The organism is Vibrio sp. N418 (assembly GCF_000222565.1).
Classification (GTDB): Bacteria; Pseudomonadota; Gammaproteobacteria; order Enterobacterales; family Vibrionaceae; genus Vibrio; species Vibrio scophthalmi.
Map to the genome: position 1 here is coordinate 1 of NZ_AFWD01000069.1, position 18,446 is coordinate 18,446.

The window sequence follows — 18,446 nt, forward strand, 5'->3', positions numbered from 1 at the left end:
TTTTTCTTTGTTGTGCTGCTGGAATGTCGACCAGCATGCTTGTCACCAAAATGGAAAAAGCGGCAGAAAATAACGATATACCATGCCAAATCTCGGCGCATTCAGTCTCTGAGTTTGAAGAGTGCCTTGCAGAATGTGATGTCTGCTTGGTCGCGCCTCAGGTCAAATTTAAATATGAAGAGTTCAAACGTGAGGCTGATGCGGTTGGCAAAGGCTGTGGCCTTATCGACATGATGAATTACGGAATGCTCAATGGTGAAGCGGTACTAAACCAAGCTATCTCACTGTACGAGTCGCGTTAAACAAGGATTGAGGAATAACCATGTCTATATTCGATACTACTATGCGCTTCGTCGAAAACGTCGTCGCACCAATTGCGGGAAAAATATCCGCGCAAAAACATGTCATTGCGGTGAAAGATGGTTTCGTGGCAACCATGCCCTTTTTAATTGTTGGTTCACTGCTGTTAGTACTGGCCTTTCCGCCATCTGACTCCGGTTTTTTCTTTGAAGGTTGGCACTCTCTAATCAATTCAATCGGCCAAGATAATATTCTCGCTCCTTTCAACGTCAGTATGGGTATCTTTGCTGTCTATGCCGCATTTGGGATTGGATTTAGCTTGGCGGAATCATACAAGCTGCGACCGATGAACACTGGTATGTTATCTATGTTTGCTTTTGTGCTAGCTGCCGCCCCCATGACTACGGTTGAAATAGGTGGCGTATTACCGGGAGCATTCCTAGGTGGTGCAGGCGCATTTACAGCCATTCTTTGTGGTTTATTAGTGCCCGAAATGCAGCGTTTACTGATCAAGTACAACATTCGCATCAAGATGCCTGAAGCAGTACCGCCTAAAATTTCAGCTTCGTTTGATTTACTGATCCCAATTGTGTTTATCTCCGTGATCATCATGGTTATGAACACCTTGTTGGCGCAACACGGCCTCAAAATTCCTTCCGCCATTATGGAATTGTTCAAACCATTGGTTTTAGCATCAGATTCCTACTTTGCTGCCCTACTCGCCGTGATGCTGATTCAACTGCTGTGGTTTAGCGGCATTCATGGTGGCTCTGTGGTAGGTGGCATTATCGCGCCGATGCTGCTGGTCAACCTTGGCCTAAACCAAGAAGCACTCGCAGCCGGCGAAGCACTACCAAAAATCTTTGTTAATCCCTTGGTCGACTTCTTTGTTTTCGTCGGCGGCGCTGGCGGAACATTTGGCTTGGTGCTGCTTATGATGCGTTCTAAAGCAACCCAACTCAAAACCATTGGCAAAATGTCGATTGTCCCTGGCATGTTTAACATTAATGAGCCGGTGATCTTCGGTACCCCAATCGTCATGAACCCAATCTATTTCATTCCTTGGATTGTCGCGCCATTTATTAACACCACAATTGTGTGGATGGCTTTCAAAACGGGCTTTGTCGCAAAAATCATTGCTCTACCACCGTGGACAATGCCTGCGCCAATTGGCGCTGTGATGTCGACCAACTCAATCACCGCAGCCGTTGTCGTTTTAACCTGTCTTACCGTCAGTATGGTGGTGTTCTATCCATTTATGAAAATTCATGAAAAGCAGTTATTGGCCGAAGAAAAGGCCGCTGAACAGGCTTCTTCACCAAAACCAGCAAAGCAAGGAGAACTCAATGCAGCACGTAACTAAGCCAGATGAAACTAAGTCAGATAATGCTACGTGTGGAGCAACGGAAAACACTACCGAGTTTTCAAGCTGCGCTCCAGAATTGGAAATCACCGAAGAGTTCCTGATGACCCTGCTCTGCTACGTTGGCGCGGCACGCTCTGCTTTTATTTCAGCGATGCGCTCCGCACGCAGTGGTAACTTTGAGCTCGCTAATCAGCAAATTGCTGAAGGTGACCAAGCATTAAAAGATGTCCATAAGTCACAAACTGAGCTTATCGGTTATGACCAAGGCTCTGGTAAGGTGCAGATGACACTAATACTGACGCATATTCAAGACCATATAATGACCACCATGTTATGTCGCGAAGTAACTGAAGAAGTGATCGCGATTCATCAAGAGTTAAAAGGACTGAAATCGTGAATAAACGTATTTTTGATTACACTGCGGAAGACTTTCGTTTAGCGAATCGCGAACAGCTAGTGCAAGCGATACGCCAATCCGAAGGGCGTACTCTCATGGTAGAGAACGTTGTCGCACTTACACCACCGATTGATATGGTGTCAGGCCCAGAATTAGCTGCTGCGTTTGGCGCGGATATGATCACTCTCAACTGCTTAGACGTGTTTGATCCTAAGATCCGTATTCTCTCTGAAGATCCTGATGAGTTCATGACGGTCGAGCAAGTCAAAAAGTACACCGGTCGATTAGTGGGGTGCAACCTTGAGCCAATTCCTGAAGGTATCACTCACCTCGCGGTTGGGCGCACCGTGACGCAAGAAACCATTAGTCGGGCGGTAGAAATTGGTCTTGATTATGTCATGTTGACTGGCAATCCAGGTAATGGTGTCTCGCAAGAAACCATCCTAAAGGCGATTGGTTTGGTACGCAGTATTGCCCCTGAAATGCTCATCGTCGCAGGCAAAATGCATGCTGGTGGCGTGGGTAACGACTACAACCTCAACATTGTGCCCGCCTTCGCCGAAGCAGGTGCCGATATCATGATGTTTCCTGCTGCCTATACAACACCAGGCGTAAGCCCTGAGCTTGCACAACAGATGATGGCAGCGGTTCATCAAACCAACATGCTGGGCATGTTAGCGATTGGTACATCACAAGAGGGCGCCAGTGAGAGCTATATCGAACAGGTGGCTATCACAGCTAAAGCGGCAGGAGCTGATATCGTACATATTGGCGATGGTGGCTACAGTGGCATCGCACCACTCGAGAATATTATGCGTTTAGGTTTAACGCTGCGCGGGCGCCGCCATCAATTTAAGCGAATGGCCAATCGCCGCTAAAAATATCACCTTTGGATTGTGCATAATAAACACGTGTTATTGCTCAATCCTTTTCCTTTGTTATCAAGAGTCAACCCAACTGAGATAACAAACTTGTCCTCCTTACAGAAGCGGATTTAGCTGTGCCTCTCATCGAATAGATAGAGGCTTTTTTTCAACTTGCATTGATTAAATAATGCCCCTTTCCACCGCATATTTTGCCAGTTCAGCAATGCTGCTCAATTCAAGTTTGTGTTTGATATTTTGCCGATGGGTTTCTACCGTTCGATAACTAATATCAAGTAGTGAAGCGACCTTTTTACTACTGTGCCCTTGCGCCACCAGCTTTAGCACCGCCTCTTCACGACGGCTAAGTGGATTCGGTTTATTCGCCACCGGAATTTCACCATGAGAAAACAGTGTTTGTGTTACTGACTCACAAAAATAAGTCGATCCCTGTTCAACCGTTTTGATCGCTTGCACCATTTTTTCGGAAGAAATTTCTTTTAGCATATATCCGACCGCGCCTGACTGCATTACCTTCATGATGTACTCTCGATTATCATGCATGGTGAGCATCAACACTTTAACATCGGCAATTTCATCTTTGATAACTCGCGTTGCATCAATACCATTCATCACTGGCATGCTTACATCCATGAGTACCACATCTGGCTGGAGGTTTTTCACCACTTCGATCGCTTCAACGCCATTACTTGCCGTACCGATCACTTCAATATTGGGCTCTAGGCTCAAACGCGCCATAAATCCATCCAGCACCACTTGGTGATCATCTACAATCACCACTTTGATTGGTCTATCCATACACTAACTCATCCAATTGCAGTAGGACGGTGATTTCCGTACCTAAACCCGGTTCACTTTCCAATTCAAACTCACCGCCAATAAATTCAACTCGCTCACGCATATTGCGCAGACCAATGCCGGTTTTACGTAACGTTGTAGCGACCTCAAACCCGACACCATCATCACGAATGATCAGCTGCAAACAACTGCCCATCTGCTGCAAAATCACGTTAACCGTCTTAGCCTGTGCGTGCTTCTCAATATTGGTTAATGACTCTTGCGCAACGCGATAGAGTGTTGTGGCAATTTCTGACTTCAACTTCACATCCCGCCGATTAAAGACAACTTCCACTTGTATACCCGAGTGGGAACGAAAGTCTTGCAGCAGTGTATTAAGAGCCGCCTCTAACCCGATGTCATCCAATGCACTTGGTCTTAGTTTGTGCGAGATATGACGCACCTCATTAATCGCCATCATGATTGACTGCTGTGACTGGCTCAAATGCTGTTTTTGCGTCTCATCATCAAGCTTGTTGCCCAGTAATTCCAAATGACATTTACTCGATACCAACAGCTGATTGATGCCATCATGCAGCTCCCGTGCAAGATGTTTTTTCTCATCCTCTTGGAACATCACCGTTTTATGCGCCAGCTCTTTTAAACTTCGGTCGGCAATTCGGTGTTCATGTAAGTTAACCGCTAAAGTCACCACGACAATCACCGCGACCGTAATGACCACAATCACCATCATCGAGAAGAAGGTGGTTTCGATGTTCTTATCGACTGCCCGTTTAAGATTCGTCACTTCATTACTGATATCTTCAATATACAAACCGGTGCCAATCATCCAAGCCCATTTATCCAGCCAAGCGGCATAACTCAGTTTCGGGACGGTTTCTCCACTGGAGGGTTTTTGCCACAAATATTGGTGAAATCCACCACCTTGCTGCGCTTTTTCCAACAACGTTTTAATCAGAAAGTCGCCATTCTCATCTTGAATATGGCGCAAATTCTGCCCTTGTAATTCAGGCATGATCGGATGAACTAAATTGGTACCATCGCGATAATAAACAAAGAAGTAACCATCTTTGCCATAGCGCAGTTTGGCGATGATCTGCTTCACTTGCGTTTGGGCGATCGACTCATCAAGACTGGCATCGTTGTATACATGACGTATCGCATCGAAGGCCAAATCGACGCTGTCTTTTAAGGCGGTTTCTTTTGATTGGATGAGGCTCGAACGAATGATCTCGACCTCTTTATCACGCAGTGCTTGAGACTGATGAACTGAAATCCAGCTGATGCTCACCGTCACCAAGAGTAACGGCAGTAAGCTCAGTAGTATCAATTTGACTTTAAGAGGCATCCTTGCTCCCACGCAAATTTGGCAGATTGCTTTGCCTGTAACTAAATACAATGCAGACAAATAAAAACGGCTTACCTGAGTAAGCCGTTCACTGTAACATTTACACCACGTTAACAAAAATCACATGATCACATTCCGTAAAATTCTGGGAAAACCAGTAACGAAGCGAGCACCACTATCTGTATCGCGATAAATGGCATGACCCCTCGATAAATATCTCGCGTCGTGACACCATTTGGCGCGACACCTTTCAAATAGAACAAGCTAAAGCCAAATGGGGGTGTTAAGAAGGAGGTTTGCAAATTCATCGCGATCAAGATGGCAAACCACGTCATGTTTATCCCCATCAGTTCTGCCACCGGAGCAAGGATAGGAACAATGATGAAACAGATTTCAACGAAGTCGATGAAGAAACCCAACACCAAAATGACCAGCATAGTAATGATCAAGAAGCCCCATTTTTCACCCGGTATTTGCAACATCCACTGCTCAACAAGGTGGTCACCACCAGTATAAGTGAACGCCATTGAGAATGCCGTCGCACCCAGTAAGATAGCAAACACCATTGCCGTGACTTTGACGGTCTCTTTAGAAGCGTCGTAAACCATTCTCCAGCTAAATTGTTTGTACAGCACAGCCAATACAATCGCACCCGCACCACCTAAGGCCGCAGATTCAGTGGGTGTTGCAACACCTGCGAAGATGGAACCTAATACAACCACAATCAGAGCAAGTGGTGGAATAACCGCTTTGAGTGCTTTGAACACTTCCTCAGAGCGACTCACATTTTCATCTCGTTCGATAGGTTGCGCTGCGTCCGGATTCATCTTGGCATAAATAAGGATATACACCACATAGGCTCCCACCAACACTAATCCCGGCCAAATCGCAGCTTGGAATAAGTCGCCAACGGGAACACCCAGCACATCCCCCAGCAATATCAAAACGATAGATGGTGGGATGATCTGCCCTAAAGTACCAGACGCACAGATGGTGCCACAGGCTAAACCTTTATCGTAATTGTATTTCAGCATGACTGGCAGTGAGATTAGCCCCATCGCCACCACTGAAGCCCCAACCACACCGGTTGAAGCGGCAAGCAATGCACCGACCAGTACCGTCGAAATCGCGATACCGCCACGCACACCACCAAATAATTTGCCCATAGACTCAAGCAATTGCTCAGCTAAACGGGTTTTTTGTAACACTAACCCCATAAAGACAAACAGCGGCACCGCCATAAGGACGGTATTTTCCATTATTGACTGTATGCGATATGGCATAAAGGCAAACATGTCAAAACCCTCGGCCCAAACACCAAAAATCAGTGCGATACCACCAAAGGTAAAGGCCACAGGGAAGCCTACTAGCAACGCAAGTAAGGCAACAAAAAACATAACTATACCGACCATTTTTTGTCTCCTACTTATTCGCTTGGGCGTGCATCAGATGCGGATTAACAATTCTATTTAGCGAGTGCAGCATCAGGCCAATGCCACTCACCGCCATAAAGAGAAACGAAAGCGGGATCATTCCTTTAATGATCCAACGATAAGGCAGACCACCGGGATCACCCGATGTCTCGCCAAGCACATAGCTTTCTTTGGCGAAATCAATGCCATACCATGCAACTAACAAGCAGAAAGGAAGGAGGAAAAATACCGTACCGAGCAAATCAATAATGGCTTGCGCTTTGTTGGATAGACGTTCGTAGAACAGGTCAACTCGCACATGACCGCCCGCTTTTATCGCGTACGGCACACCAATGAGAAATACCGCCGAAAATAAGTGCCATTCCATTTCTTGAAAAGCAATCGACACATCGTTGAAGGCATAACGCATCACAACGTCATACACGACGTTGATCAGCAGTAAAATAAACAAAATACTGGATAGCCAGCCAAGCCAATCGCCAAAACGATTGAATAGCCGCTCGATATAGATCAGTCTTCTCATTCCTAACTCCGTGGAACTTTAAAGGTGCTCCGCTCGACAATGCCGGCGGAGCTTATTGTTGTAATATTTAAGGGGGACTTGGGCTTCCAGTGACAGAGTCACTGTTGTTTTTCATGCACAATCTTATTTTGACACTTGGGTTTTCTCGATCCGCACGTCACGATTGCGCTTAATTTTTATGGCTAACTACTGCGCTTGGCTGTTTAGGTATGCACGATGAGAAATATTTGACCATGGACGAACTTGCTCAATGTAAGCCGCTTGTGAAGCTTGAATTTTCTTCGCCAGATCATCCTTTGCTGCATGATCACTGAGCAAACGGTCGTTAGCGTCACGCAATGCCGCAATGACTTCGACAGGGAAATCTTTGACTTGAACATTTGGGTACTCAGATTGAATCGATGCCCAGTTCTTGCCACTTTCGTGCTTAGATTGTGTATACATGTCGTAGGCAGCTGTCTTCATCGCCGTTTGCAGAATCGACTGTAGATCAGCGGGTAGGCTATCCCATGTACGTTGGTTAACTAGGAACTGAAGCTCGGTCCCTGGCTCATGCCAACCGGTGTAGTAGTAAGGGGCAATTTTATGGAAACCCATGCGTAAGTCTAGTGAAGGACCCACCCACTCTAGCGCATCGATCGTGCGACGCTCTAGCGACGTGTATAGCTCACCTGGGGCAATATTGGTTGGCTTAGCACCAATCTCCGCTAGAATTTCTCCCGCGAAACCCGGAATACGCATTTTCAGGCCTTGCAGGTCATCGACTGAGTTGATCTCTTTTTGGAACCAGCCACCCATCTGCGTATCGGTGTTACCACCAGGAAACGACAGTAGGTTATGAGCTGAATACACCTCTTCCATCAACTCCATACCACCACCGTAGTAGAACCATGCATATTGCTCTGTCGGCAGCATACCAAATGGCATGGACGTGAAGTAAAGCGTATTAGGCACTTTGCCTTTCCAGTAGTATGACGCCGAGTGACCCAGATCATACTGACCCGATTTCACCATATCGAACACACCTAATGGTGCTTTGTGCTTGTTTGAGGAGTCAATTGTGATCACCAGACGACCGTTCGACATCTCTTCTGCCATCTTCGCCATGTTTTTCGTCGCATCACCAAAAATTGGGAAGTTTGGTCCCCAAGTTTCAGCCAGCTTTAACTTATAGACTTTTTCAGGTTCGGCTTGCTTGGCGGTATCCGCTTGCTTCTCTTCACCACAGCCCACTAGCGCAACCGATGCGGCTAATGTCGCGATGCCTAACTTCAACTTTCCATCAAAAAATGAATGTAATGCTCTCATTATCAGGTCCTTTGTTTCATGGTGCGTCTGAATGTGACACTTCCTGTTTCGAGGACAGCATGCAGGATCCGGCAAGCGTAAAATATCAGCGAGAACACGGAGAAATTAACAACACGATTGGAGCTTCCATAAAACCCACTACGTATAAGTACGTAGGAGATCAATTAGAGCAATGTAAAAGGCATTTAAATTAAGAGGATTAGCATTTAACCGAACAGGACAAGGTGCTGATCTATACGTACGTAGTAACGCGGCGAGGATTTTGAGGTTATTTTAATTTTTGTGATACAACCGTTTCTATTCTGTATCATTTTATCGTTACAACAAAAAAGACCTCGACATAGTCGAGGCCTCAAAAACAACTTTTGCGAGTTCTTTAAAGAGCTTTATAGATAACTTTGTTGCCCGCTAATTGTTCTTTTACTACTAGGTTTTCGTCTAATAGTTTTTTCAGTGCGCCCGTTGCCCAAGATGCAGCTTTAGCTTCTTCTTGACCAGCGGCAAGGCCGATACCTTTAGGGTTGATACCGTCAGCATTGCTCACAACGATATCAAGAACTTGTTGTTGCTTAGGAGTCAGTGCAACGTCAACTTGTTTTGCTACAACTTGTTCTTGTGCAACTACTTTCTCCGCAGCTGGTGCTACAGCGACTGTCTTCTCAACTACAGGCTTAGCTTTCTTAGTTGCTGGTACATTTGCAACTGTCGCTTTGATGTGCTTTTGCAGTTTCTGTTGCACTTTGCGCTTATGAGCAAGTCTCATCGAGTGTTTCTCCATTTCACTGCATACGGAGCAGTGGTGAAAATTTGAAGCGCGTTTTATACCAAAAATTTGCCATTAATGACAGGGTATCTCGGTGTTTCTGCGACAAAAATAAGCGAACGGTAGTTATAAGTCTACAATTTAGACAATCTTCGATATTTGCAATTTTGCGACTACTGAATATATACACAGATATTGAAACCAACAGGAGCGTTAACTAACGCAAAGAGTTTGATATGCCCATGAGATTTGATATGCCAACTCGCCACCTTTCAAATCAACCGACTGCTCTACTGGCGTATGCCAATGTATGGAAGGGAGCAATCGTGTGTGTCGCATTGGGAGGATTGATCTGGTTTACCAATCAATGGCAACAGTTTGTGGTGGGCTTATTGGTGCTAATCGCCCTATTTTATGCCGCTCAGTGGCTACTCAAAACCAGCATCGTTGCTTACACCTTAACCGCAACTCATTTTCAACAGCATTTCTATAAAGGTGGTTGGGTCTTAAAGTGGCGTAACATCAGTAAAATAGATATTTGCCAATGCCAACACGAAGGTTGGTATCAGCCCCTACCCTGGGTCGGGATTCGCCTCAAAGATTATTCGCCCTATCTCGACAGCATCTGCCCCCGTATTACCACTGAGATATTGCTTAGCCAACGACCGCTACTTTATGTCGGCTTACAACAGCAACACAAAACCACCCAATTTGAAGAAATGGTTTTAGACCCTAAACCTTACAGAGCCGCTGATGGAAAACAATACACAGGGCTACAAGCCATGCTGGCAAATCGGATGCACTATCAAAGGCAACTCTTTGGCTATGACGTATTTATCTCCACCAATGATCTAGACCGTCCACCCGATGAGTTTGTTGGGTTAATGCGCCGCTATTTAGCTGCATCACAAGAGGTCGAGCATGCTCCGATAGCAAGCAAAGAGCGATGTACAGATAGGGAATCTGATCGCGATTAGCTCTCCTTACCAACGACTATTTCACACCGCGTTCCCAGAAAACGGATACAAAAAAGGTCGCTTTCCGCGACCTTATTTATCAATACCAAATTGATAGCAACTTGTGTTAACAGTGCTTAGTAAAGGGGCATTTCATCGGCAACAAATGGATTACTTGCTCTTTCACGGCCAAAGGTTGACTCTGGGCCATGACCAGGAACAAAACGCACATCGTTACCAAGTGGCCACAATTTGTTTTTGATCGAGCTAATTAAGGTATTGAAATCACCTTTAGGGAAATCGGTACGACCAATAGCGCCGTTAAACAATACATCCCCGACAAAAGCAAGTTGAGCTTCTTTACTGAATAGAACCACATGACCAGGCGTATGGCCTGGAGTATGGATTACATCCATCGTTTGGTTGCCGAAAGAAATCACATCACCGTCATTTAGCCATTGATCAGGTTCAAATGCTTCTGTTAACGGAAACCCGAACATCTGGCTCTGACCTTCAAGGCCTTGCAACCAGAAGTTATCTTCTTTGTGTGGGCCTACAATCGCTTTGCCACCTAATAATCGCGCTAAAGCTTCGGTGCCACCAACGTGGTCTAGGTGACCATGTGTCAGTACTAGGCTTTCAACATCAACACCGAGTTCTTTGATCAGCATCGCCAGTTGTTTTTCATCACCACCGGGGTCGATCACAATGCCTTTCATCGTTTCATCGCACCATACGATAGAACAGTTTTGAGAGAACGAGGTGACAGGCACAACCTGATACTTCAGAGACATAGCTAAACCTTTTAAATATCGAAACTGGCCGAACTATGACACGATAGCCAACTAAGCTCAAGTGAGTTAGCTATCGTGAAAAAGCCTATGACCAGTAGCGTGCAGGGCCTGTATCAATGTGGACAAAATTACTACTTGGGTAGTAACCAACACCACCGACTTTCATCTCTCTTGCGATATCACGAACTTTCTTTAGTGACACACCATCGAGACGGAAATCAATCGCTTGACCAAGCATATGGTAGCTCTTCTTGGCTACGCCGCTAGAACGTGCTCGCAACGCTTCATTGGTCGCAGGCGAACGATAACCCGAGATTATCTGCACCTCAGCTTCTACGCCTAATTCTGATTGAATAAGAGAGATCTGATCGAACAAATGCTTGTCCATTTTGTGTGTTTCATTACGTCTGAAATCACGACAAATTTGATCAATTCGGCCCAGTTCTCTTGGAATATACTCGCTGCCATCGAAATAACGTGTTTCGAGTGCTTCGCCAGTATGGACATTGCTCATTGCTAATGAGCGTGAAAGATCGGGATAAGAAGCCAGTGCCACACTCGGGGCACAACTCGCAACTACCAAACCACTTCCTGCCAACTTAAAAAAATGTCTACGTGTAACTTGCACTCTATAAACCCTTCACAATCCGATACGATTATCGTGTCGAAGCCGACACTACCTAACTCTTTTGTGAAGTGCAAATGCATAAAGCGTGCTAGAAATGTGACAAATTATTTCTTCCATAGATTAATTATTGAACTAATTAACAATTTTATTTCATAAGGCAAATTGCAAATTTTTCGTAAAGATCACGCTTTGCCGTTTAATTGCCGCCTCTAGCGATCAAAACGGTAAATATCGTCCCGATATTGCACCACGCCATCCTCTGCCCATGCGGTTTGGTAGATGATATGCACGGGAATGCGCTTGCGTAATGAAACCGCTTTGTTAGCTTCATCAGGGGATACATCCAACTTTTCTAAATCGACACCTTGATTCTCTAACAGCAAAGAGGCAAAGGCATCGGCGTGCTTAACCCGAATACAACCGGAACTAAATGCTCGACTTTCTTTACTAAACAAATGCTTACTTGGCGTATCATGCAGGAAAATTGCGCGCTTATTCGGCGTGTTAAATTTATACAGGCCTAACGCGTTATAATTACCCGACATTTGGCGCATTCGATAGGGAAACGCTTTAGGGTTAAGTGTTGCCCAATCAATTTCTGATGGGTCAATCACCTGATTTGATTGCCAATTTGCAATAATATCTATGTTCTGCCGACTGAGGTAGTTAGGATCAGATTGCATATGTGGAATAATATCCTCTACCATAATTTTCCATGGTACATTCCACGTCGGATTGAGGATAACTGAGTCCAAATTAGTCGACATCACTGGCGTTTTGCGAGCCTCACGGCCGACGACAACACGAGATTGAAACATCGATTCCCCGCCGTACCAATATTCCATTTCAAAGCTTGGCACATTAACCACAATGATGGTGTTGCGTTGCTGTGGCCACATTCGTTCACGCTCAGCATTCACAGCAAGCATGGTTAAACGTTCGCGATTAGCGACATTCAGCCATTGAATGGTTTTAGGTCCAATGACACCATCGGGCTTTAATCCATGCATTGCTTGAAACTGCTTAACCGCTTTTTCAAGTCGCCCATCATAATAGCCTATATTAAATTTAACGTTTGAGAGATCAACGTCGACGACTTCTAATCGGTCAAGTAATGCAGGGCGCGCCTCTAACAGATCGCCTACCCGTTTCAACTGGGTATCTTGATGATATTTCGGCAGCTCTTCCTCGTGCGAATTAGCAAGGTGAAGGTAGGCACGAATAAGCGACTGGTAGTTATCGCTATCAGGTGTATATATCTCAATTAATTCACCCAGTTGTTGTGATTCAATCGAAGCGTGTAAGGCATCAAGCGCAGATAAAGTCGGAGGGGCTAAAGGCTGGGTGAGTTTTGTTTCAAAATACCACTCTTTGCCCATATGCTTCGCTTGTTCTGCGTAACTCATGTAGGTAATCATGGCATCGGTGGCCAAAATATCGTATTCAAACCAACGGTTACTATTGCGATAAAAACGCAACTGCTTGAGTTGGCGCGACAGAAACGGGCTGACATTCGCTTGCTGAATCAACTCGAGTTGAAATTCCAACTGGCTACTTTGTTGAAGATCGAACCAAATCAGCTGTTCACCGTTATCACGGTAAATATCTTCCACTAATGACGGGTATTGCAGTTGGGTGACCGCTTGGCTATTGGGACTAACCCAACCAATATCTTCAAAATATGATAATGCCCATGAAGGCATGGGCATTAATACTAGTGTTAGCAGCGCTGCATTGAATTTTAACATTTATTGACACACTTATTACGCACTCTTTGCAATAAGTATGGCAGAATTTTCACTCAGCGGCCGACTTGTTTTTGAGAAATTATATCAATAACTTAATGATATAATGATAATTTACACAATAGCAGACCAGTGGTTATCCCATTGTATTGTCGAACGAATCGAACTTTTTTGCTTCGGTTTGATTTGAGTAATCACCGAACCAGAACCTGAGCTGATACGGAACGCATCATCGAACACCACCACACCCGATGCATCAGGCAATGGTGACAACTCCACCAACTCCAAGCTGTTTTTTGACCAAATTCCAAAACAATTACCTCTTGGTGAGGTGGCTAAAATCCAATCTTCAGTCGCCGCAATACTGGCAATATAGTGGTCAAATCGAGCCCACTGCTCAGGCTCAGCTTGCAACTCAATCAACCCACCTCCTTGAGTATGCATCGCTAACAGTGCTGGGTTATCTTCAACCTCGCCACGATACTGTTGACCACAAAGCACGGTTTTCTCACCATCATGTGCCAAGTGGCGAATGCTGAGCTTCTTATCGACCAACTCAACTTGATCAACCAGCTCTCCTTGCGACGAAATATAGCTGAGACTCGGCTGCATATTCTCAAGATTCATTGGCTTCCGGCCTTGGGTATGAACACCGCCAACACCAATTGCCAGTGTACCGTCTGGCATCATAATCACTTCATGAGGACCTAAACCAAAACCGCTGAATTCATCTCGCTTTTGATAGCCTGTAGCAACCTCATAGACGCCGATAATGCCACGACTAGTGTTTCGCTCACCTTCGGTCACATAGAGCCATTGCCCATCCGGTGAATACACGCCATGACCATAGTAATGACGCTGACGATCCGCTTGCCTCAATTGAATCATGGCTCCGCGTTGATAATCAAACACCATAAAATAATCCCCCGGACGACGGGCAAAGGCCACCGCGTGATCAAGAGTAGGGTGAATCGCCACCCCGTGTCCCCGAGCAGGCAAAGGCAGTACTGAAATGGGTAATCCTTGCTGATCGGCAACGACAACATTAAAGCGTCTACGACCAGACAATGAGCAGCCAATCAGAGCTGGCGAACGAGATTGAGATAAGGCGATGGAACTGCAACCAAAAGGCAGTATGGGAACCGTCGACCCAAATAACGCTGCCTTAAGCAGCGTTCGTCTTGTTTTATCAGTCACCATCGGTTGCGTTAAATCCTACCACGACACCAAGTTCAATCGCGACTTCTTCATGAATGAGATAATTGAGATGTTCTAGCTTATTGAACTGTGCAGTGACCAATTGATAACCCGCTTTGCTCTGCAACAGTTCAAACAGACTGCTTTGTTCTGGCCAAGTTTCCAGAGTCATATCAAACTGATAAACAATGCGATCCGCTAGTGACTCTCTCCCCCGCTGACGCAACAGATGATCTAAACCGTCACCATTGGCGAGATAGAGCGCTTTTAGTGCAGCCACATTGTGCTTCAGATTAGCCATCGATGTTTGAGAGCGCCATGACTCAGCGAAATAAGCGCGAGGTTGGCCGACTTTTGCCATCGGACGAGAGAGCTTCTTCATACTGTAATCAAGTTGATTAGACAACAGTGCAATGTACTCCGCATTCCAAGCGCTTTGATCCAACGTAAGCCAAGGATTCGTTTGCCATGCCGCAACAATCGCAGCGGCATTGTTGGCTAAGTTATCACTGATTGCCGCTCCTAATTGGCAACTGTTTGATGCTGTTTTGAAGTCTGACTTCGGATCATAAAGTAACCATTCAATCGCGCCTAATCCCTGCACGGTAACACTCTGTAGCGAGATTTCAGCGGCCGTCCAAAGCTTCTCTTGTTTGACTAAGCCACTCATCTTACGACCAGTGGTGTTTTTTTTATCTGGCCAAAATTGAACATTCCAACTCTGTTCAAGTGCAGACTGGGGGCCACGTTCTTGCCCCTGCAACGCCATCCATGCCTGCATCGTGAGTTGCCAATTTTGCTCTAATTCAACGGTACTCCCACCCACTTGACAGTAACGAGACATCGCCTGATTTAACCACAGCGCCTGTAGATGAAATTGTGCTGCCGATGCAAATTCAAGCTGATAAACCGCCGCACTAATATGGCTTGATGTATCGGCTGAATAATGAGAATTTGTCTGACCTTGGCAACCTAATAACAATGCCGTTGCGGTAACGGCCAATAAAGCTTTATTCATTCGCTTAATCATGAATACCACCGTTATAAAGAGTTCAAGAAGGCAATCAATGCCTCACGCTCATTAACATTCAGCTTAAGCACTTTCTGCTTGCTCATTTCTGCTTCACCACCATGCCACAGAACTGCTTCCATCACATTACGAGCACGTCCATCATGCAATAAATAGGTATGTCCATTGACCTCTTCAGTGTAACCGAGCCCCCACAGCGGTGTGGTGCGCCATTCTTGCCCATTGGCAAGATATTCAGGACGATTATCGGCCAATCCTTCGCCCATATCGTGCAGTAACATATCACTGTATGGATGAATTATTTGATTGGATAACGCTGGTAACCCTTCACGTTGCGCCGTTTTAATATTGGTTTTATGACAGCTCTGACAACCAATATCGTTGAATAGCTTTTGACCTAATTTTACTTGTGGGTCTTCGACGTTACGGCGTACCGGAACCGCGAGATGTTGAGAGTAAAACTCAACAAATTGCAGAATGTTATCACTGACTTCATGCTTGCCACCGTTAGGTAATTCATCACAGAGTGTTTGTGCACTGGTACAGTTTTCGTTTGGAAATAGACGACTGGTTAAACCAACATCGCCATTAAAAGCGGCGGCATTTTGCTGCATCAGTGTCGGTTGGCCCGCTTTCCAGCCGAATCGACCAATCGCAAAATCCTGCTTTTGCACGTCCCATACTTTATTCACTTTGCCTGAAATGCCATCATTATCTTGATCCGCTTCGTCACTCCATGCTTGTAAGGTTTCATCGGGAATGCTTTCCAATAAGCCCAAGCCAATCATAGGTGGTGCTACGCGGGCAGATAACATGGTATCTGGATGCATAGGCCCGTAACCCAAATCAGTAATTTCCACTTTTGGTTTGCGCAGCACGACTTTTGTACCATCAGCAAACGTTACTGGGACATCACTGTAGGTAATTTTAATCGTTCCCTCTGGGGTTTGATCTTGCAAGGCGAAATCTTGTAGCTGACCACCGTAAGTGGGTTCAGGGATCACGCCATCTTTAATGTAGGCTTTTTTCTGCTCAGCACTCATTGCCGGAATGCTCAGGCGCACCAGCATTGACACTGCATGCAAATCATTTTCTTCCGGTGGATGCCCCCGACCATCTTTGACGTGGCAGTTTTGGCAACCATTGGTATTGAACAGCGGTCCTAGGCCATCGCGTGCATCTGTCGATGCTGGTGCTTGTACCCAAGGATTTCGAAAAAAACTATTGCCGACACTAAAATCGAGTCGCTTTGACATAGGTAGATTAGCGGCAGGTAAGGAAAACGCGTTGGCGCCCTCTTTTTTCACGGATGTGTTGCCGCCCGACTTAACATCGCTTGCCGCAACAGCGAAAGAGAAAAATGAGATTAGCAACCATGCTAGAGAGGATTTTAAATACAGCTTCATTCCAGTGCATCCTACAACAACCGAGGCTTTTAAAATTAGTTATGTTTACGCTCGGGGAGATTGAAAAACAAAGGGCTCTTGATCACAGAGCCCTTGCAACAACTCATATCAGATCAAACTCATGTTTAGAATTCGTGATCAGCGGTGTCTGGATTTAGGCTGGTAATCCCAATCACGTTCGCTGCACGTTCAATTGATGCTGTTTGCGCAACCAGTGAAAGGATCGTTTCATTGACCAAAGCGTTACCCTGAGTGTTACCCGCCGCAATCAATTGATCGAAGTGCTGATTGTCTTTCTCAGCAGATGTCACTAACTGACCCACTTGAGCGCGTGTAGCGTCAAATTGCTTTTGAATTTCGTCCGCGGCTTTTTGATCTTTCTGTGCAACTAGGTTATAGATGCTTGGACCTTCTACTTTACTGCCATCAACTTTTTGGTAGCTACCGGTGTAAACGTTGTAGATGCCTTGCTCGTTATAGAAATGAGAGTTATGTGTGTTGTCAGAGAAACAGTCATGCTCATCTTCCGTTGAGTTGGCTTCAAGTGCCACTTTCATCCGCTCACCAGCCAATTCGCCTAACGACAATGAGCCCATACCAAACATCATTTTACGCAAACCATTTTCCGCTGATTCATTGAGCAACTCTTGGCGATAATTGTCTGTTTGCTCAGAGGACCACTGCTTTTCCATCCACTCAAGATCTTGCACTAGCAGATCCGCAGCGGCGCGAAGATAATCGCCACGACGATCACAATTGCCGTTTGTGCACTCTTTACCAACCACAAAGTCGGTATAGGCACGTTCACCGGCACCAGCGTTAGTGCCGTTCAAATCTTGGCCCCAAAGTAAAAACTCAATGGCGTGGTAACCCGATGCCACATTCGCTTCAGATCCGCCAACTTCGTTAAGATCCGCAATCAGTTTTGGGGTGATTTTTGCAACATCAAGCTTATTCGCACCGATAGTAAGCTCTTTGTTCGCCACGATATTAGCAATCGCTCCTTCGTTACCCAACTCGTATTGATAATCCGCATCAACGTAGTCAATCAAACCTTCATCCAAAGGCCATGCGTTCAGCTGCCCTTCCCAATCATCAACGATTGCGTTACCAAAACGGAATACTTCAGACTGTTGGTATGGTACGCGAGAGTCGAGCCAAGCTTGTTTTACATCAGCGAGTGTTTTTTCTGATGGAGTGTTGAGAAATGATTCGATAGACGTATCGAGTGCTTGCGCTGTAGTCAAAGCATCAGAAAATACCGCGTGGGCGATGTCGGCATAATGTTCTACCACTTGCTGCTTGGTGACGTCCGCAGCGAAAACTGAACCACTTGCGAACACAAGAGTCGCGGCAATTGAACGCGCCAAAGCTGATTTTACCTTCATGATTAAAGTCCTTGTTGAGCTTGAAGTTACCTTACTTAATTAACTTACGTATCTACTTTATAATTGGTAGTGCTAATTATTATCATTAACACTTAGATTGCGAATAATACAAAGTTACATTTTTTTTGCAAGGTAAAAACAAAAAAACCTCATAAAGATGAGGTTTTTATCGCGTCATGTTA

The 18,446-nt window shown here is 45.4% G+C and carries 18 protein-coding genes; 5 read left to right on the forward strand and 13 right to left on the reverse strand.

The genetic code is table 11. The features are described from left to right. The 4 genes from RH86_RS14665 to RH86_RS14680 all read left to right on the forward strand — a co-directional run. On the forward strand, nt 1–302 hold a 302-nt coding region (locus RH86_RS14665), incomplete at its 5' end, for a PTS sugar transporter subunit IIB (protein ID WP_009386890.1). A 20-nt stretch (nt 303–322) separates the two neighbouring features. Further along, nucleotides 323–1,663, forward strand: a complete 1,341-nt coding sequence (locus RH86_RS14670) for a PTS cellobiose transporter subunit IIC (RefSeq protein ID WP_009386891.1) — start codon at nt 323–325, stop codon at nt 1,661–1,663. Further along, nucleotides 1,647–2,063 carry a PTS lactose/cellobiose transporter subunit IIA gene (locus tag RH86_RS14675; protein ID WP_009386892.1) on the forward strand — a complete coding sequence of 139 codons (417 nt, stop codon included), beginning with the start codon at nt 1,647–1,649 and terminating at the stop codon, nt 2,061–2,063. The genes RH86_RS14670 and RH86_RS14675 overlap by 17 nt, the downstream gene beginning before the upstream one ends. Then, the gene (locus tag RH86_RS14680; RefSeq protein ID WP_009386893.1) at nt 2,060–2,941 is read left to right on the forward strand and encodes a dihydrodipicolinate synthase; all 882 of its coding nucleotides are present in this window, start codon (nt 2,060–2,062) and stop codon (nt 2,939–2,941) included. The genes RH86_RS14675 and RH86_RS14680 overlap by 4 nt, the downstream gene beginning before the upstream one ends. 168 nt (nt 2,942–3,109) lie before the next feature. Here RH86_RS14680 and RH86_RS14685 read toward each other — a convergent pair whose 3' ends face one another. The 6 genes from RH86_RS14685 to RH86_RS14710 form a co-directional block, all read right to left on the reverse strand. Continuing rightward, nucleotides 3,110–3,745: a response regulator transcription factor gene (locus RH86_RS14685; RefSeq protein WP_005598809.1), complete on the reverse strand. Its 636-nt coding sequence runs from the start codon at nt 3,743–3,745 to the stop codon at nt 3,110–3,112. Next, nucleotides 3,738–5,093, reverse strand: coding sequence for a cache domain-containing protein (locus RH86_RS14690; RefSeq protein WP_009386894.1), 1,356 nt, complete (start codon nt 5,091–5,093; stop codon nt 3,738–3,740). Before RH86_RS14690 ends, RH86_RS14685 begins: the two co-directional genes overlap by 8 nt. 128 nt (nt 5,094–5,221) lie before the next feature. Next, nucleotides 5,222–6,505, reverse strand: coding sequence for a TRAP transporter large permease subunit (locus RH86_RS14695; protein WP_005598805.1), 1,284 nt, complete (start codon nt 6,503–6,505; stop codon nt 5,222–5,224). A gap of 10 nt (nt 6,506–6,515) precedes the next feature. After that, nucleotides 6,516–7,049 (reverse strand): TRAP transporter small permease subunit, encoded by a 534-nt coding sequence (locus tag RH86_RS14700; protein WP_009386895.1) that lies wholly within the window; start codon nt 7,047–7,049, stop codon nt 6,516–6,518. 186 nt (nt 7,050–7,235) lie between these two features. Further along, complete coding sequence (locus tag RH86_RS14705) at nt 7,236–8,357, reverse strand: TRAP transporter substrate-binding protein (RefSeq protein WP_009386896.1); 1,122 nt, start codon at nt 8,355–8,357, stop codon at nt 7,236–7,238. A 376-nt stretch (nt 8,358–8,733) separates the two neighbouring features. After that, nucleotides 8,734–9,120 (reverse strand): hypothetical protein, encoded by a 387-nt coding sequence (locus RH86_RS14710; protein WP_009386897.1) that lies wholly within the window; start codon nt 9,118–9,120, stop codon nt 8,734–8,736. Between the two features lie 254 nt (nt 9,121–9,374). Between RH86_RS14710 and RH86_RS14715 the strand changes: the two genes are divergently transcribed. After that, nucleotides 9,375–10,097: a DUF2982 domain-containing protein gene (locus RH86_RS14715; RefSeq protein WP_411572010.1), complete on the forward strand. Its 723-nt coding sequence runs from the start codon at nt 9,375–9,377 to the stop codon at nt 10,095–10,097. A 116-nt stretch (nt 10,098–10,213) separates the two neighbouring features. Here the strand turns inward: RH86_RS14715 and RH86_RS14720 are convergent, their stop codons facing one another. From RH86_RS14720 to RH86_RS14750, 7 genes are all read right to left on the reverse strand, one after another. Then, entirely contained in the window at nt 10,214–10,870 is a 657-nt protein-coding gene (locus RH86_RS14720) for an MBL fold metallo-hydrolase (RefSeq protein ID WP_009386899.1), read from the reverse strand. 85 nt (nt 10,871–10,955) lie between these two features. Continuing rightward, a complete protein-coding gene (locus RH86_RS14725; RefSeq protein ID WP_009386900.1) occupies nt 10,956–11,498 on the reverse strand; it encodes a YcbK family protein in 543 nt (180 codons plus the stop codon). A 209-nt stretch (nt 11,499–11,707) separates the two neighbouring features. Further along, a complete protein-coding gene (locus RH86_RS14730) occupies nt 11,708–13,246 on the reverse strand; it encodes a murein L,D-transpeptidase (RefSeq protein ID WP_009386901.1) in 1,539 nt (512 codons plus the stop codon). Nucleotides 13,247–13,357: 111 nt separating this feature from the next. Beyond that, on the reverse strand, nt 13,358–14,443 hold the full coding sequence (locus RH86_RS14735; RefSeq protein WP_009386902.1) for a DUF1513 domain-containing protein: 1,086 nt from the start codon (nt 14,441–14,443) through the stop codon (nt 13,358–13,360). After that, nucleotides 14,433–15,458 carry an imelysin family protein gene (locus RH86_RS14740; RefSeq protein WP_190275916.1) on the reverse strand — a complete coding sequence of 342 codons (1,026 nt, stop codon included), beginning with the start codon at nt 15,456–15,458 and terminating at the stop codon, nt 14,433–14,435. Before RH86_RS14740 ends, RH86_RS14735 begins: the two co-directional genes overlap by 11 nt. A 23-nt stretch (nt 15,459–15,481) precedes the next feature. After that, complete coding sequence (locus RH86_RS14745) at nt 15,482–16,876, reverse strand: di-heme oxidoredictase family protein (protein WP_009386904.1); 1,395 nt, start codon at nt 16,874–16,876, stop codon at nt 15,482–15,484. Between the two features lie 125 nt (nt 16,877–17,001). Then, on the reverse strand, nt 17,002–18,264 hold the full coding sequence (locus tag RH86_RS14750) for an imelysin family protein (RefSeq protein WP_009386905.1): 1,263 nt from the start codon (nt 18,262–18,264) through the stop codon (nt 17,002–17,004). Between the last annotated feature and the right edge of the window lie 182 nt (nt 18,265–18,446).

Bases quoted from the DNA above. Each gene is read 5' to 3' on its own strand.
- RH86_RS14695 (WP_005598805.1), bottom strand. From the start codon at position 6,505: ATGGTCGGTATAGTTATGTTTTTTGTTGCCTTACTTGCGTTGCTAGTA.
- RH86_RS14690 (WP_009386894.1), bottom strand. From the start codon at position 5,093: ATGCCTCTTAAAGTCAAATTGATACTACTGAGCTTACTGCCGTTACTC.
- RH86_RS14745 (WP_009386904.1), bottom strand. From the start codon at position 16,876: ATGAAGCTGTATTTAAAATCCTCTCTAGCATGGTTGCTAATCTCATTT.
- RH86_RS14740 (WP_190275916.1), bottom strand. From the start codon at position 15,458: ATGAATAAAGCTTTATTGGCCGTTACCGCAACGGCATTGTTATTAGGT.
- RH86_RS14715 (WP_411572010.1), top strand. From the start codon at position 9,375: ATGCCAACTCGCCACCTTTCAAATCAACCGACTGCTCTACTGGCGTAT.
- RH86_RS14705 (WP_009386896.1), bottom strand. From the start codon at position 8,357: ATGAGAGCATTACATTCATTTTTTGATGGAAAGTTGAAGTTAGGCATC.
- RH86_RS14700 (WP_009386895.1), bottom strand. From the start codon at position 7,049: ATGAGAAGACTGATCTATATCGAGCGGCTATTCAATCGTTTTGGCGAT.
- RH86_RS14685 (WP_005598809.1), bottom strand. From the start codon at position 3,745: ATGGATAGACCAATCAAAGTGGTGATTGTAGATGATCACCAAGTGGTG.
- RH86_RS14720 (WP_009386899.1), bottom strand. From the start codon at position 10,870: ATGTCTCTGAAGTATCAGGTTGTGCCTGTCACCTCGTTCTCTCAAAAC.
- RH86_RS14750 (WP_009386905.1), bottom strand. From the start codon at position 18,264: ATGAAGGTAAAATCAGCTTTGGCGCGTTCAATTGCCGCGACTCTTGTG.
- RH86_RS14730 (WP_009386901.1), bottom strand. From the start codon at position 13,246: ATGTTAAAATTCAATGCAGCGCTGCTAACACTAGTATTAATGCCCATG.
- RH86_RS14710 (WP_009386897.1), bottom strand. From the start codon at position 9,120: ATGAGACTTGCTCATAAGCGCAAAGTGCAACAGAAACTGCAAAAGCAC.
- RH86_RS14675 (WP_009386892.1), top strand. From the start codon at position 1,647: ATGCAGCACGTAACTAAGCCAGATGAAACTAAGTCAGATAATGCTACG.
- RH86_RS14670 (WP_009386891.1), top strand. From the start codon at position 323: ATGTCTATATTCGATACTACTATGCGCTTCGTCGAAAACGTCGTCGCA.
- RH86_RS14735 (WP_009386902.1), bottom strand. From the start codon at position 14,443: ATGGTGACTGATAAAACAAGACGAACGCTGCTTAAGGCAGCGTTATTT.